General features: G+C 51.1%; 16 protein-coding genes. 8 read left to right on the plus strand and 8 right to left on the minus strand.

Translation table 11 applies throughout. From position 1 onward, the window contains the following. The first annotated feature begins 44 nt into the window (after window positions 1–44). From mglA to ACUY4Q_RS08185, 4 genes are all read left to right on the plus strand, one after another. On the plus strand, window positions 45–1,565 hold the full coding sequence (mglA, locus tag ACUY4Q_RS08170; RefSeq protein WP_458046544.1) for a galactose/methyl galactoside ABC transporter ATP-binding protein MglA: 1,521 nt from the start codon (window positions 45–47) through the stop codon (window positions 1,563–1,565). 15 nt (window positions 1,566–1,580) lie between these two features. Next, a complete protein-coding gene (mglC, locus tag ACUY4Q_RS08175; RefSeq protein WP_458046545.1) occupies window positions 1,581–2,591 on the plus strand; it encodes a galactose/methyl galactoside ABC transporter permease MglC in 1,011 nt (336 codons plus the stop codon). A 148-nt stretch (window positions 2,592–2,739) separates the two neighbouring features. Beyond that, entirely contained in the window at window positions 2,740–3,009 is a 270-nt protein-coding gene (locus ACUY4Q_RS08180) for a type II toxin-antitoxin system TacA family antitoxin (RefSeq protein WP_458046546.1), read from the plus strand. 3 nt (window positions 3,010–3,012) lie between these two features. Then, window positions 3,013–3,534, plus strand: coding sequence for a GNAT family N-acetyltransferase (locus ACUY4Q_RS08185; protein WP_458046547.1), 522 nt, complete (start codon window positions 3,013–3,015; stop codon window positions 3,532–3,534). A 41-nt stretch (window positions 3,535–3,575) separates the two neighbouring features. On the opposite strand, the gene ACUY4Q_RS08190 is transcribed toward ACUY4Q_RS08185, so the two are convergent. The 3 genes from ACUY4Q_RS08190 to ACUY4Q_RS08200 all read right to left on the minus strand — a co-directional run bounded on the left by ACUY4Q_RS08190 (window position 3,576) and on the right by ACUY4Q_RS08200 (window position 7,696). Then, entirely contained in the window at window positions 3,576–5,381 is a 1,806-nt protein-coding gene (locus ACUY4Q_RS08190; RefSeq protein ID WP_458046548.1) for a glycoside hydrolase family 15 protein, read from the minus strand. Window positions 5,382–5,501: 120 nt separating this feature from the next. Further along, entirely contained in the window at window positions 5,502–6,602 is a 1,101-nt protein-coding gene (locus ACUY4Q_RS08195; RefSeq protein WP_458046549.1) for a fimbrial protein, read from the minus strand. 209 nt (window positions 6,603–6,811) lie between these two features. Then, window positions 6,812–7,696, minus strand: coding sequence for an SDR family oxidoreductase (locus ACUY4Q_RS08200; protein WP_458046550.1), 885 nt, complete (start codon window positions 7,694–7,696; stop codon window positions 6,812–6,814). Window positions 7,697–8,125: 429 nt separating this feature from the next. Here ACUY4Q_RS08200 and ACUY4Q_RS08205 point away from each other — a divergent pair, with 429 nt between their 5' ends. Together ACUY4Q_RS08205 and ACUY4Q_RS08210 are read left to right on the plus strand one after the other, a co-directional pair. Then, window positions 8,126–8,353, plus strand: a complete 228-nt coding sequence (locus tag ACUY4Q_RS08205; RefSeq protein ID WP_458046551.1) for a hypothetical protein — start codon at window positions 8,126–8,128, stop codon at window positions 8,351–8,353. 209 nt (window positions 8,354–8,562) lie between these two features. Continuing rightward, the gene (locus tag ACUY4Q_RS08210; RefSeq protein ID WP_458046552.1) at window positions 8,563–8,988 is read left to right on the plus strand and encodes a hypothetical protein; all 426 of its coding nucleotides are present in this window, start codon (window positions 8,563–8,565) and stop codon (window positions 8,986–8,988) included. Window positions 8,989–9,005: 17 nt separating this feature from the next. Here the strand turns inward: ACUY4Q_RS08210 and sanA are convergent, their stop codons facing one another. From sanA to ACUY4Q_RS08235, 5 genes are all read right to left on the minus strand, one after another. Beyond that, window positions 9,006–9,722, minus strand: a complete 717-nt coding sequence (sanA, locus tag ACUY4Q_RS08215; protein ID WP_458046553.1) for an outer membrane permeability protein SanA — start codon at window positions 9,720–9,722, stop codon at window positions 9,006–9,008. 126 nt (window positions 9,723–9,848) lie between these two features. Next, on the minus strand, window positions 9,849–10,733 hold the full coding sequence (gene cdd / locus ACUY4Q_RS08220; RefSeq protein WP_458046554.1) for a cytidine deaminase: 885 nt from the start codon (window positions 10,731–10,733) through the stop codon (window positions 9,849–9,851). Between the two features lie 129 nt (window positions 10,734–10,862). After that, window positions 10,863–11,558 (minus strand): CidB/LrgB family autolysis modulator, encoded by a 696-nt coding sequence (locus ACUY4Q_RS08225; RefSeq protein WP_458046555.1) that lies wholly within the window; start codon window positions 11,556–11,558, stop codon window positions 10,863–10,865. Beyond that, window positions 11,558–11,953 carry a CidA/LrgA family protein gene (locus tag ACUY4Q_RS08230; protein ID WP_458046556.1) on the minus strand — a complete coding sequence of 132 codons (396 nt, stop codon included), beginning with the start codon at window positions 11,951–11,953 and terminating at the stop codon, window positions 11,558–11,560. Before ACUY4Q_RS08230 ends, ACUY4Q_RS08225 begins: the two co-directional genes overlap by 1 nt. Before the next feature lie 123 nt (window positions 11,954–12,076). Further along, on the minus strand, window positions 12,077–12,988 hold the full coding sequence (locus tag ACUY4Q_RS08235; protein WP_458046557.1) for a LysR family transcriptional regulator: 912 nt from the start codon (window positions 12,986–12,988) through the stop codon (window positions 12,077–12,079). A 96-nt stretch (window positions 12,989–13,084) separates the two neighbouring features. On the opposite strand from ACUY4Q_RS08235, the gene ACUY4Q_RS08240 reads away from it, so the two are divergent. Beyond that, window positions 13,085–13,633 (plus strand): GNAT family N-acetyltransferase, encoded by a 549-nt coding sequence (locus ACUY4Q_RS08240; protein WP_458046558.1) that lies wholly within the window; start codon window positions 13,085–13,087, stop codon window positions 13,631–13,633. Window positions 13,634–13,828: 195 nt separating this feature from the next. Next, window positions 13,829–14,737, plus strand: coding sequence for a metal ABC transporter substrate-binding protein (locus tag ACUY4Q_RS08245; protein WP_458046559.1), 909 nt, complete (start codon window positions 13,829–13,831; stop codon window positions 14,735–14,737). The last annotated feature ends 3 nt before the right edge of the window (window positions 14,738–14,740 follow it).

Below are 14,740 nucleotides of genomic sequence, written 5' to 3' on the forward strand. Positions count from 1 at the left end.
TGCGCCCTGTTATAACAAATATGCCAGGCCAACAAGGTATAATTATGGTCAGCAACAATACTCAGTCGTCCGGTGAATTCTTGTTGGAAATGAGCAGCATCAACAAGTCCTTTCCTGGCGTAAAGGCTCTCGATAATGTCAATTTAAAAGTGCGTCCTCATTCTATCCATGCATTAATGGGTGAGAATGGCGCGGGTAAATCAACATTATTAAAATGCCTTTTTGGGATCTACCAAAAAGATTCCGGCAGCATTCTTTTTATGGGAAAAGAGATCGACTTCCATTCTGCAAAAGAAGCACTGGAAAATGGTATCTCAATGGTTCATCAGGAATTAAACCTGGTGTTGCAACGTTCTGTCATGGACAACATGTGGCTGGGTCGTTACCCCACCAAAGGTGTGTTTGTCGATCAGGACAAAATGTATCGCGATACCAAAGCTATTTTTGATGAGCTGGATATTGATATCGATCCCCGTGCGCGTGTCGGAACATTATCTGTTTCGCAAATGCAGATGATCGAAATTGCCAAAGCGTTCTCCTATGACGCCAAAATCGTTATTATGGATGAACCGACTTCCTCGTTGACCGAAAAAGAAGTTAACCATCTTTTTACTATTATTCGTAAGCTGAAAGACCGTGGCTGCGGTATCGTTTATATTTCGCATAAAATGGAAGAGATCTTCCAGCTGTGTGATGAAATCACGATTCTGCGTGACGGGCAGTGGATCGCCACCCAGCCGCTTGAAGGGCTGGATATGGACAAGATCATCGCCATGATGGTCGGTCGTTCCCTGAACCAGCGTTTCCCGGATAAACAAAACGTCCCGGGTGAAACTATCCTTGAAGTACGCAACCTGACGTCACTGCGCCAGCCGTCTATCCGTGATATCTCCTTTGATTTACACAAAGGTGAGATTCTCGGCATTGCGGGACTGGTCGGGGCGAAGCGTACCGATATCGTTGAAACCTTATTTGGTATCCGCGAAAAAGCGACGGGTACCATTAAACTGCACGGCAAAAATATTAATAACCATAACGCAAATGAAGCGATTAATAATGGCTTTGCGCTGGTGACGGAAGAACGTCGTTCAACCGGTATTTATGCTTACCTGGATATCGGATTCAACTCATTGATTTCCAATATTCAGAATTACAAAAACAAAGTCGGTTTGCTCGACAATTCACGCATGAAGAGTGATACCCAGTGGGTTATTGACTCAATGCGCGTTAAAACGCCAGGCCACCGTACACAAATCGGCTCGCTCTCCGGCGGAAACCAGCAAAAAGTGATCATCGGTCGCTGGCTGTTGACGCAACCGGAGATATTAATGCTGGATGAACCTACGCGCGGTATTGACGTAGGGGCGAAATTCGAAATTTATCAGCTGATCGCAGAGCTGGCGAAGAAGAATAAGGGGATTATTATTATCTCCTCTGAAATGCCAGAATTGTTGGGTATCACTGACCGTATTCTGGTAATGAGCAATGGTCTCGTTGCCGGAATTGTTGACACTAAAACGACAACGCAAAACGAAATACTCCGTCTTGCGTCTTTGCACCTTTAAGATCAGGGGCTCCTCATGAGTGCGTTAAATAAAAAAACTTTTCTCACTTATCTGAAAGACGGCGGTATTTACGTTGTTCTTTTGGTGTTACTGGCAATCATCATATTCCAGGACCCCACGTTCTTAAGTTTGCTGAACTTAAGTAACATTCTTACCCAGTCCTCCGTGCGTATCATTATTGCACTGGGCGTGGCCGGGTTGATTGTGACGCAGGGTACGGACCTGTCAGCCGGACGTCAGGTCGGTCTGGCTGCGGTGGTTGCGGCAACATTATTGCAGTCTATGGAAAACGTGAACAAAGTTTTCCCGGAAATGCAGACCATGCCAATCATCGTGGTGGTGGCGATTGTCTGTGCAATCGGTGCCATTATTGGTCTCATCAACGGTATCATCATTGCATACCTGAACGTGACGCCGTTTATCACCACCTTAGGCACCATGATCATCGTGTACGGTATTAACTCCCTGTACTACGACTTCGTGGGGGCGTCACCGATTTCCGGTTTTGACAGCGGTTTCTCCACCTTCACGCAGGGGTTTGTTGCGCTGGGCTCGTTCCGCCTCTCCTACATCACCTTCTATGCGCTGATTGCGGTGGCATTTGTCTGGGTGCTGTGGAACAAAACCCGCTTCGGTAAAAACATTTTCGCTATCGGCGGCAACCCGGAAGCGGCGAAAGTGTCTGGTGTTAACGTTGCGCTGAACCTGCTGATGATTTATGCCCTGTCCGGCGTGTTCTACGCCTTCGGCGGGATGCTGGAAGCGGGCCGTATCGGCTCTGCAACTAACAACCTTGGCTTTATGTACGAACTGGATGCGATTGCAGCCTGCGTGGTGGGTGGCGTCTCCTTCAGCGGCGGCGTGGGTACCGTACTTGGCGTGGTGACCGGTGTGATTATCTTTACCGTCATCAACTACGGCCTGACCTATATCGGTATCAACCCTTACTGGCAGTACATCATCAAGGGCGGCATTATCATCTTCGCGGTGGCGCTGGACTCCCTGAAATACGCCCGTAAGAAGTAATTTGCCCTAACCGGCCATGTGGCTTGCCGGTAAAGAACAAAACCCCCGTCAATGCGTTGGCGGGGGTTTTTTATTGTACCTTTGTCTGTTTCATTCTATATTTGTACGGAAGAGCACCGTACATTAATCCGCGGTCAGGGAGTCCAGAGTGCAAGCACTCAAAAAACAACGTATCGATTTGCGCCTTACGGATGATGACAAGCACATCATTGAAGAAGCGGCGGCATTATCTAACCAGACGATTACCCAGTTTATGGTCTCGAGTGCCTCGGAGCGAGCAGCCCAGGTCCTGGAGCAGCATCGTCGTTTGATCCTCAATGAAGAATCCTGGCGTCTGGTGATGGACGCTATCAGTCACCCGCCGACACCGGATGACAGACTGAAACGCGCAGCCAAACGTTTAGAAGACATGGAGTAAGTCGTGGCGCCATTAAGCATCACTCTCTTTTCCGAAGGAGCGGAATACGATTTTTCAGATTTTGACTGCGGTGATGCATCGCTGAATAGCTTTCTGAACAATCATCTTGCCCGCCAGCACCGGGGCCGTATTTTACGCGGTTACCTGCTGGTCACCAGGGATGCTTTACCGAAAGTAATGGGTTATTACACCCTGTCTGGCAGTTGTTTCGAAAAGGAGACCTTGCCCTCTAAGACCCAGCAGCGGCAGATACCCTACGCCAATATTCCCAGCGTTACACTCGGGCGGTTGGCGATTCATAAAGATCTGCAGGGAAAGGAGTGGGGTACAACTCTGGTCACGCATGCCATGAAAGTCACTTATCTCGCCTCGCAGGCGGTGGGCATTCACGGCATGTTTGTCGATGCGCTTAATGAACGAGCAAAGGCATTTTATTTGAAGCTGGGTTTCATTGCGTTATGTGGCTCGAATGCCAGTTCACTTTTCTACCCCACAAAATCTATAGAAAAGCTCTTCGTGGAATAAGCGACAGGTTATTCCCCATCATCCTTTGACAGGGAAACGTCTTACCGTGAAAGCGCATCTGCCGCCGTGATCAGTGCCAGATGGCTTAACCCCTGGGGCACATTTCCACGCCACTCACCGGTGCGCACATCAAACATCTCATTAAAGGTTTCGACGTTGCCTTTGTCGCACAGGGTATCAAGGATGGTGTCCATGCATTCTTTGGCACGGGCTTTCTCCCCCATGTACGCCAGCGCTTCGACCAGCCAGAATGAGCAGGCGACAAACGTACTCTCTTCCTTTTCAACTTCGCTGTAGCGATAAAGCATAGGCGTGCCATGGCCCAGCTCGCTGACGATCGCGTTAAGCGTTGATTTCATGCGGGCAGGATTACAGTGGCGCCCGTAGTGCCAGGCCATGCAAAGTGAGGCATCCAGTTTGTCCGTGCCGGCAAAGAAGGTGTAAGCCTGTTTTTCCTCTGACCAGCAGTGCGTTTCAATCCACGCTTCAATGCGCGCCTTTTCCCGGCCCCAGCGCTCAAGCCAGGTCTTTTCGAGATGGCCTTCCTCGGCAAGGTAAACGGCAACGTCCAGGGTGACCCAACTGGCCATTTTGGAGTGGGTATAATGCTGAATGTCGTGCAGTTCCCAGATGCCTGAATCGGCTTGTTTCCAGGTGTCCGCACAGGTATTAGCGAGAGAGGCCAGCAGCCTCGCAGTGGTGAGATCAAGAATATGCCCGGCGCGAACAAACAGCATCGCGGTAGCCAGTAAATCACCGTACATACTTAGCTGCTGCTGATCCCGGGCATTGTTGCCAATACGGACGGGCAGCGAGTTTTTGTACCCGCTCAACGGAGGATAGCTCTCCGCCGGAACCACGCCGCCTTGCAGGGTATAACAGGCCCGCACTTTACCATCATGGCGCAAAATCGTGTTGGTGAGCCATGAGAAAGCGGCCTTACACTCTTCCAGCGCACCAATGACGCTAAAGGCGCGGATAATCAGGCAGGCGTCACGTGTCCAGGCGTAGCGATAATCGTAATTTTTTTCCCCACCAATCCCTTCCGGCAGCGAGGTGGTTGGCGCGGCGGCCAGTGCCCCTGTCGGGGAGTAAAGTAAAAACTTTAGCGCCAGCGCTGAACGTTTGACATGCTCAGGGTAGATGCCCTCATAGGTGAGACTATCTGCCCACAAACGCCAGACGTGGTCAGAAATATCAATATGCCCGTCTATTTTCTCAAGCGACGGGATGGCAAGCGGCTCCTTTTCACTGACCAACAGGGCGATAAGCGAGCGGACGCCTTCACGGGCAATGAGCGTGCCTTCAATTGCGTAGTCGTCATAGCAGGTCACGCTTACGTCTTCGGTCGAACGCAGCATCGCCATTAAATCGCCGATGTGCATGACCTGGCCCTGCTCAGTGTCCTGAATCCACGGCGCGCGCGTGCAGGCGGCAGTCCCCGGCACAAAAGTGACCCGAAGTTCCACTTCCCCTTCAAGGCCTTCAATACGCCGAGCCAGTTCACACCAGGGCAGACGACCGGCATAGTTGCTGTTAAGGGATTCGGTAAGCAGAACGCGACCGGAGGCGGTTTCAAATTGCGTTTCCAGTACGTTGCTGTTGTCACGGTAGCGACGCTGAATACGGTATTCTTCGACGGGTTCAATCTGGAAGTAACCGCCCGCAGCGGCATCAAGAATGCGATCGAACAGGGGAGGTGAGTCCATATTCGGGGCGCACCACCAGTCTATGGCCCCATCTGGCGCAATCAATGCCACCGAGCGCCCATCGCCAATGGCCGCATAGTCACCCAGCCCGGCATAGCCTTCGATACGTTGTGGATGAGAGTACGACTCGTTCTTCATCTTTTCTCCTGGCGTCAGCGATGGCGACAACCGTGCGCCATCAAATTATGAGCATCAGGATTAAGCGTAACCAGGAATAGCAGGGGTGCCGGAAAATTACGTGTCTTTTCATTACGCTGACTAACGATAGCTGATGGTGTACTCCAGTTTACCGTTGGCTTTACCTGCACTGAGGCTGTTTTCGGTCTGAATATAACGGGCGAAAAGAGGAACGGTAATGGTACGAGAACCATCATCAGGCAAGGCATAAGCGTAAGCCGAGTTCAGGTTAATTTTGCCAGTAACTGACTGCGTACTGGAAAGTTGAATGCCGATCCCGGTGGCAGCAGAGGCGTTGTTGGCAATGGCCATTATCCCGTCTGCTGCGGTGATTGTGCCATCGAGAGGGGTGAGGGTGATGTCGGCGGCATTGTTGGTTAATGCCTTCACCGTGTTGCTCGTTCCGTCAAAAGTGGCCACGGCGGTTGCGCTGTTACCATAAAACCAGCCACAGTCGCTGAGCTGGATGCTGGCGTTTTTCCATTCGGTGCCCGAACCTTTTCCCGTAAAATCAGAGACATGGTGCGATCCCATCGGCACGGTCATTGATTGGTTGGCTGGGGTAATATTGCAGGTGGGGGTAGTGATAGTCAGGCTGCCAGTAATTTTGATTTCGTAAATGGGTACCCTGCTGTTTGCCTGGCCTAAAGAATAGCGTGCTACCGGCAAACCACTCCCGGAGACTATACCACCCGTTATATTCTCTGCTGTTTTGACGAGTACGAAGTAGGAGGAAACAGGCCAAACAGATGAAAAGAAACAACTTTTTGAATTTATACAGCTTGTCGTCGGATAGCTATAAGGGAAAAAAATGCCGTTATCATGAATAAATTGTATGCCAACGCCATCCACCCCCGTCTGATAAATTTTTGAACCTGATGACGTTTCCTGGCGTGGCAGGGAAGCGTAACTGTAACTAAGTTGAAAATGCCCTGTACTGTCACATACCACCCGGGGTTTTTGTGCATTCGTTGAAATATCGATATTTTGTCGATATATAACCGTGCCGGTTGCAAGGTCTGACCGCACACTAATTGCTGTCATTGCCAATGGTAGCGCGAAAGTTTTCGTGCTGGCTTGTGGGTACGTAACGGTAGGGGAAAAATCACAGGCGGCGATAATGCTCCCGTTACACATACCCATAAGTAGAATAAATAAGAACAACATCCCTGTTTTATGCACTGTTCATCCTCATTATTAGCTTCATGCAATAACGATGAACAATAGGGCGTATCAGTATCCAGAAAGGAATATTATATTTTGGAGAGAAGGGGCTATCTTCGATAAAAACAACAAGCGTAAAAAATAGCCATACTTTAAGTGTCAGCAAATATGAATGCTTTTCTGGCGAACATGTTAAAAAAGGCAGGCCGAAGCCTGCCTGTTCAAAATCAAACGGTACCGGTACCGCCGTCAGAACACCACACCTGGCCGGATGAATAAGAGCTTTCATCGGAAGCAAACAGCACATACAACGGCGCAATTTCTACCGGCTGACCTGGACGGCCAAGCGGGGCTGAAGCGCCAAATTGTTTCACTTTTTCCTGAGGCTGACCGCCGCTGGATTGCAGCACCGTCCAGTAAGGACCCGGCGCCACCGCATTCACGCGAATCCCTTTTGATCCCAACTGCTGTGCCAGCGCTTTGGTGAAGGCCGCGTTACAGGCTTTAGTCTGTGCATAATCCAGCAGCATAGGGCTTGGCTGGTACGCCTGAACGGAGGTGGTATTGATGATGACCGCACCTTCCTGCAGGTGAGGAATCGCCGCTTTGGTTATCCAGAACGGGGCATAAACGTTGGTTTTGAAGGTCGCGTCGAAGGCCTCAGTGGTCAAGTCTTCGATAGACTCACAAAATTGCTGACGACCTGCGTTATTAACCAACACTTCCAGCCCGCCAAGTTGATTAACGGCGTTTTCGACCAGTTGTTTACAGAAGGCTTCGTCGCGGATGTCACCCGGCAGGGCGACCGCTTTACGCCCTTCAGCCTTGATCAGCGCGATCACCGCTTCGGCGTCGGACTGCTCTTCAGGCAGATAGTTAATGGCCACATCGGCACCTTCGCGGGCAAAGGCGATAGCCACCGCACGACCGATACCTGAATCCCCACCGGTAATCAGGGCACGCTTTCCTGCCAGGCGACCCGAGCCGATATAACTGGTTTCCCCATGATCGGGAATAGGTTTCATTTCAGAAGCCAGACCTGGCGGCTGCTGTGGTTGTTCCGGAAAAGGGGGGCGCGGATAATGATGATGTTTCTTGTCTGCAGGACTCATATTTATCTACCTCTTAGAGAAAAACCAGAATTTTAAGGTAGACCCTAATATACGTTTTCGCTAACCAATCAGATTTATCGAAACGTTTTTTTAATTATCTATACAAATAAAAGCAGCAGATAGTTATTTGCAGTGACAAATTAACTTTTTATCGGTAAATAATTTAAAGCTTTAACGTCAAGGATATATCTCCCGGATGTTCTTTTTTTGAACATATTGGCAACAGCCTGTTAACCTCATTGTCTGCTTAAAATAACACCATTAAAGAATTGTCTTAATCATAACAAATAAGAGGTCTAACCAGATTGGTTTTGAAAATATATTTCCCGCTACAACAAAGTTCATGCAATCTTTCTTGTTATATTTTTCATTTCAGTGCTACGCTCATTGAGGCATAACATTCGTCACAGCATTCACAAGGAGATTAGGATGAAAAACGAATCAGCATTTCCTGCATTTCCCGTTAATGGATGGCAGGTCGGGGCAGTGGAAGATCTGAATAGCGTGGTAATACAGTTTGGGTACAGTACTTCGCCTTATGCACTAGGCGGATCAACGTTCGAATCGCAGTTTTTTAGCCTTACGCCTGAAAAAGTTAGAAGCCTTATTTATGATTTGCAGGTAAGCCTGCACAATTACGAAGACAAAGTTGCCTGACGTGCTACGGAAAGTAAAGGATTGACGCAGCAGCAGCCTGCATAACACTGTAGCCTGCTGCAAGAATATATTCTTACGCTTACAGGATTTTACCGTAATGTCCGCGGCGTGTTTCGCAAATATTGTTGTTTCAGCGTAATCTGAATGTCAGGATGACCTTTGCTGATAAGCTGAATAATATCTGTTGTAAAAGTTGTGCAGGAGCGCCTATGAATGTTGTGTTTTTCAAAGTTGACCACCCGCCGCACGAAAAAATCAACCCAGTTCATTTCTATTTAAAATCCGTCAAACTTATCCGTGATAATGATGTTATTGCGGATTTGGGCGATTTGAAGGTAACCTCATTACCCTATTACTCTTTTACCATGGTGCCAACGGGTTTCGGGAAAATAGAGTATACCGTAGAGAACCGATCGCAGTTGCGTATAGAATGCACTGCCGGATACATTAAAACGGGTGAATACCTGGTCGCTACCCCTACGGGGGAATTAATTATGCCCTTCAATGCCTTGACCGGACTTTGGACAGTCAACAAAAGCGAAAAACGGGCTATTGATATTCAAGAATTCGTTAACCGCAAATACTTATTACTCGGCCCGGTCAGAAACATTAACCGTGGCGCGTCGGTTTACTGACCCGCTATTTAGTCGCGTTAGTTGTTTTTCTTTTGCAGATCAAGCAACTGTTCAACCGTCACCGCAGGGTAATCCTGCGCATCATCGGGTATTGCCTGCAAGGAGGGAATAGGTTCCAGCGGCCCTAAAAACCGTGGCTCGCGTTTAAATACATAGAGATCAGCGATAGCACCTAACCGCGCACCAAATTCCCGCACGCGAACACTCCACATATCTTTTGGCGATGGCACGGCATAACACTGGGCCTGAATCCCCATATGCTGGGCGATAAAGAGCGCACGTTCGCAGTGAAAACGTTGACTGATAATAATGAAGTCGTTGGTATCAAATACCCGCCGCGTCCGCACAATCGAATCCAGGGTACGGAAGCCCGCGTAATCAAGCACAATATCGGAAGGGTCAACGCCTGCGGCAATTAAGTCTTTGCGCATGGTGACCGGTTCATTATAACTCTGTTGCGCATTATCGCCGCTGAGCAGGAGGTAATTCACCTTGCCACTGTTATAGGCATTTAATGCACCCTGAATACGGTAGCGGTAATACTGGTTAATGACGCCAGTACGATAGTACTTAGCTGTACCCAGCACCACCCCCACCTGACGCCAGGGCAGGTCCTGCAGATCATCGTAGATGTAGGGCGCGGTTTTCCAACTCATCCAACGATCTAAGCCGAGCGCCGTTAACAGCAGTAAGCCGATAAGGACCAACAGGCTGTAAACAAAACGCTTTAACATGCAGACAAACTCGATGCGGGATTAAATTTCACTCAAGGCTACTTTACCCGTTCGGCAAGCGCAAGAATCCGGTGGTTAATTGCGGGCTTTTTCACCACTGCGGGCAATAAACCCGCAGTGAGGCAATCAGGAAAGCAGTTCACGCTCAACGTTCTGGCAACCCAGTGCCCGCAACGTGGCAACGGTTGCGTCCCACTGGGTCAATGGGGCACTGGCTTTTTCTGCGAGCACGGCACGTTGCATATCCGGGTAATCATAACCACTGAGGCTCATCAAATTCAGCGCACCCTGCAGGGGAGGAAGCGTAGGGTTGAAGGCCGCATTCTCGGCATAGCTGCCGCAGAAAATTTGCCCATCGCGACATTCAATGGCGACACCGGAAGGGGAGTGGGTATAAGGGCTATGACTTTTATTGGCTGCCGTGATAGCCGCTTTGGCCAGTGCATCACCCTGCAGAGCAAAACCATGATTCTGCTCATCCAGCAGCAGGGTTTTGATGTCGAGATCTTTTGGACCAAAGGCATCCGGGAGGTAGTCCCCCAACGTATGCGGTGCCCGGCCAGGAAGATTGATGCGCAGGGTCAGTCCACTGTTCAACTCGTTCATAAACTGACGGCAATGGCCGCACGGGGTGTAGTTGACGGTAACCGAGGCCAGGGCTTTTTCGCCACGGGACCACGCATGGCTGATGGCGCTCTGTTCGGCATGCACGGTTTGTTGCATGGTGGCGCCCAAAAATTCCATGTTGGCACCAAAATACCAGTGACCACTGATGCCACGAGCAATGGCCCCAACGTTGAAGTGGGAGAGTTCGGTCCGTGCGCAGGCCGCGGCAAGCGGCAGTAGTGCAAAAGCCAACGCGTCTTCGTCCATCCCGGTGGCGTTACGCAGTCCAGCAACCTGCTCTGCGCTTAACATCGCAGGAAAATGCGCGTCTGCCAGAATGGGCGCCAGAGCGGCTTGTAAATCATCCGCAAGAGTGGGAAACGCAGTGTGAAAACGTGAATGCATGGCGTTGCCTCATAGCAATGTAATGGGATCGTAGTTTACGGGCCGATTGCGCCTTTATATGTGATCGACATCTCACTGTATATGCAACTTATGAAATTCAAATGAAAAATGCGCGACGCATCGCAAATTTTAGCCCGCTATTGCCAGGATTATGGGGAATAAAAACGGCGCGATAAGTGACGTGATGATTCCGCAAATTACCAATGCCAGCGAACTGAAAGCCCCTTCCTGATAGTCCAGCTCAGAACAGCGTGCGGTTCCCAGCGCGTGGGAGGCCGTTCCCATTGCCAGACCACGGGCAGATTTGGTATGAATTTTCATCACATTCAACAGGGTATGCCCAAACACTGCGCCCAGCACGCCAACAAAAATCACGCACACCGCGCTGATGGCCGGGATGCCGCCAATGCTGCCGCCCACCGCCATAGCAATCGGCGTGGTAACGGATTTTGGCAGGACCGAGGCGGCAATCTCAGGTGTGGCTCCCATCAGCAGGGCGATGACCGAGCCGGTGACCATGGCGACCACGCTGCCGATAAAACAGAGGGTAATGATCGACTTCCAGCGTGCCCGGATCTGGTGTAACTGTTCATAAAGCGGGTAGGCAAGCGCCACGACCGCAGGCTGCAATAGATCATTGAGGATTTTACTGCCCTGAAAGTAGTGATCGTAAGGAATGCCGGTGAGCAGCAGGAAAGGGATAATCACCACCATCGCTATCAGCAAGGGGTTGAGCAGCGCCATCTTAAACCGTGCGGCTAGCTTACGGGCGGCGAAGAAAACCCCCAGCGTCAAAGGTAAGGACCACCAGATATAGGCCATCATTATTTGCTCTCTTTCTTACCAACAATTTTGCGTTCACCGTGCACCAGATGGGTACTCCAGCTCACGACCAGAAATACAATTAAGGTGCTGATGGCACAGGAGACCACAATCGGGCCGAACTGGGCGCGCAGCATATCGTAGTACTGCATAACCCCGACGCCGATAGGTACGAACAACAGTGCCATGTAGCGAATCAGCACGTAACAGCCCGGATTGACCCATTTGGCTGGCAGAATCTGCAGTGCCAACAGGACGAAGAGGATAAGCATGCCAATAATGCTGCCGGGAATGGTGATGGGGAGCAGCGAGGAAAGATAAATGCCTGCATATAAACAGGCGTAAATAAGGGCAAAGGCGCGCAGATACTGCCAGACGATATTCAGTGATTTACTCATGGTGAAAACCCTTGATGAACTGTATTCATCATACAATTAAAGCTTGAAATGTGCTACCGATCACATCATGACTTCTGAGCATACCAAATATTCCTTTCAGGAACGTCAGGCATTACCCCAGGATTAAGCCCCTTCAGCATTGTTGCGGGCACTGACTGCGTTTTCTATATGCCCAATCACTTCATGAATGCCGCGTGTGATGACCCGGTCCTGACGCATGACAAGGCCCAGGGTGCGGTGCAGTGCGGGTGCCAGCGAATGGACAACCAGTCCGCTGCGCTCTTGCGGGCTTTCGACCGCCAGACGCGGCACGATACTGTAACCCAGCCCGGCGCGTACCATCCGTTTGATGGCCTCGATGCTACCGAGCTCCATCACTGGCGTTATCGGTTTGCCGGCGCTTAATAACCAATTATCGATCAACTGACGGGTTCCGCTGCCGGATTCAAACACAATCAGCGGAATGCTCGCGCACAGCGTGGGGGTAAAAACGGAGGCGGTTTCGCTACGCTCAGCGGTGCTGATGATAACGAACTCCTCCGTCATGACGGGCGTGATGTCCAGAAGCCTTCCCGTCGCCGGTAAGGTCACGAGACCGACATCGATTCTGTTCTCCTCCACTGCACGGACAATGTCCTGCGTATTACCGGTACGCACCCCCACGGTCAACTGCGGCCAGGCCTTGCGAAGTGTGAGCAGTACGGCAGGTAACAGATGAATACAGACGGTAGCACCTGTTCCCAGCGTCACGGTGCCGCTGATCTCCTGCTGGTGCAACGCGACGGACTGCACCGCGATGTTGACCGCTTTTTCAATGGCCTCGCAGTGCTCAAGCAGCGTCATTCCGGCGGGCGTAGGGCGGATGCCGCGCCCGGTTCGCTCGATCAAGCGTGCCTGCAGGCTGGCTTCTAACTGGCGGATCTGCAAACTGACCGCAGGTTGTGAAATCCCCAGTACATCAGCCGCTGCGGTAAAACTTCCCCGGCTTACGACCAACCTGTAGGTGGCCAGTTGATCGAGATTGAGGGTGGTCATCCAACGTTTTCCTTATACGGGTAATAAGTGCAGACCTGTACCAGAGCGCAGCGCTTAGGGCTAGCCTTTCAGCAACGACGAGCAGGAGCTGAATCCATGATAATTACTGAAGCTGAAGAACAACATATTCCCGCCATCCACGCAATATACGCCTGGCACGTTGCCAACGGCACTGCCTCTTTCGAAACCGAAGTCCCGGCTATCAGTGACATGCGCGCGCGCTGGCTGAAACTGTGTGAAGCGGGGCTGCCGTGGTTTGTGCTGATCGATGAAGGGGGGGTGAAAGGGTATTGCTACCTGTCGCGCTACCGTACGCGCATGGCCTATCAGTTCACGCTGGAAGATTCTATTTATGTGGATGAGAACTTTCGCCATAGAGGAGCGGGCAAAGCGCTGCTGGCAAAGTCGATAGAGTGGGCAGAGCGGCAGGGTTACCGGCAACTGGTTGCCGTGGTCGGTAACAGCGAAAATGAAGCCTCCCTGGCGCTGCACCAGCGGGCGGGATTTACCCTAACCGGCACGCTAAAAAACGTCGGCTTCAAGCATGGTCGCTGGCTGGATATTGTCATTCTGCAACGCACCCTCGGCGAGGGCGCGCTGACGTTGCCGCAGGACAGCGCCAGCGCGGTGTCGGCCTGCGCGTAAACGATCTGCCTCCTTTTTTTAAAAATTTTTCGCCTGTCAGGAGAACCTGACGGGCTTTTGTTGCTGGTTTTTCCTTCACTCTCTCATTGCGTTATTTAATTAACGATAATCATTTTCATTAAAACATAGCCTATGCTATATAAATTAGCACAGGCTAATTTCGTTCTGATTTTAATCACCTCTGGAGAGACCTGCATGCGGAAGTTCAAGAAAGTAACGGGGATACTGTTTGGCTCACTGCTCGCCCTGACCGCGATGAGCGCCCAGGCGGCAGAAAAGTTTAAGGTCATCACCACCTTTACGGTGATTGCCGATATGGCGAAAAACGTGGCGGGTGATGCCGCCGACGTCACCTCGATTACCAAGCCGGGCGCCGAAATCCACGAGTATCAACCCACGCCAGGGGATATCAAACGGGCGCAGGGTGCACAACTGATTCTCGCCAATGGCATGAATCTTGAGCTTTGGTTTCAACGCTTTTACCAGCACCTCAATGGCGTCCCGGAAGTCATCGTGACTAACGGTATTACCCCGATGGGCATCTCTGACGGCCCGTATAACGGTAAACCCAACCCGCATGCCTGGATGTCGACGGCGAATGCGTTGATTTACGTCGATAACATCCGCGATGCCCTGGTGAAATACGATCCGCCGAATGCCGCGACCTATAAGCAAAATGCTGACAGGTACAAAAAGCAGATAACCGACACCCTGGAACCCTTGCGCAAGCAGGTCGCTGACATCCCCGAGGCGCAGCGTTGGCTGGTTACCAGTGAAGGGGCCTTCTCCTATCTGGCACGCGATCTCGGGTTAAAAGAGCTCTATTTATGGCCAATCAACGCTGACCAGCAGGGCACGCCACAACAGGTTCGTCGCGTCATCGATCAGGTGAAAAAAGCCCAGATCCCGGCCGTCTTCAGTGAAAGCACGGTGTCGGACAAACCGGCCCGACAGGTGGCGCGAGAGACCGGGGCGCACTACGGCGGCGTGCTCTACGTCGACTCGCTGAGCGCGCAGGACGGCCCGGTACCCACCTATCTTGAGTTGCTGAACGTGACCACCCGCACCCTCGTGCAGGGCATCAAAACCGGCATGAAGGAGTAAAAC

The sequence above is a fragment of the Phytobacter cepae genome, from assembly GCF_054165735.1.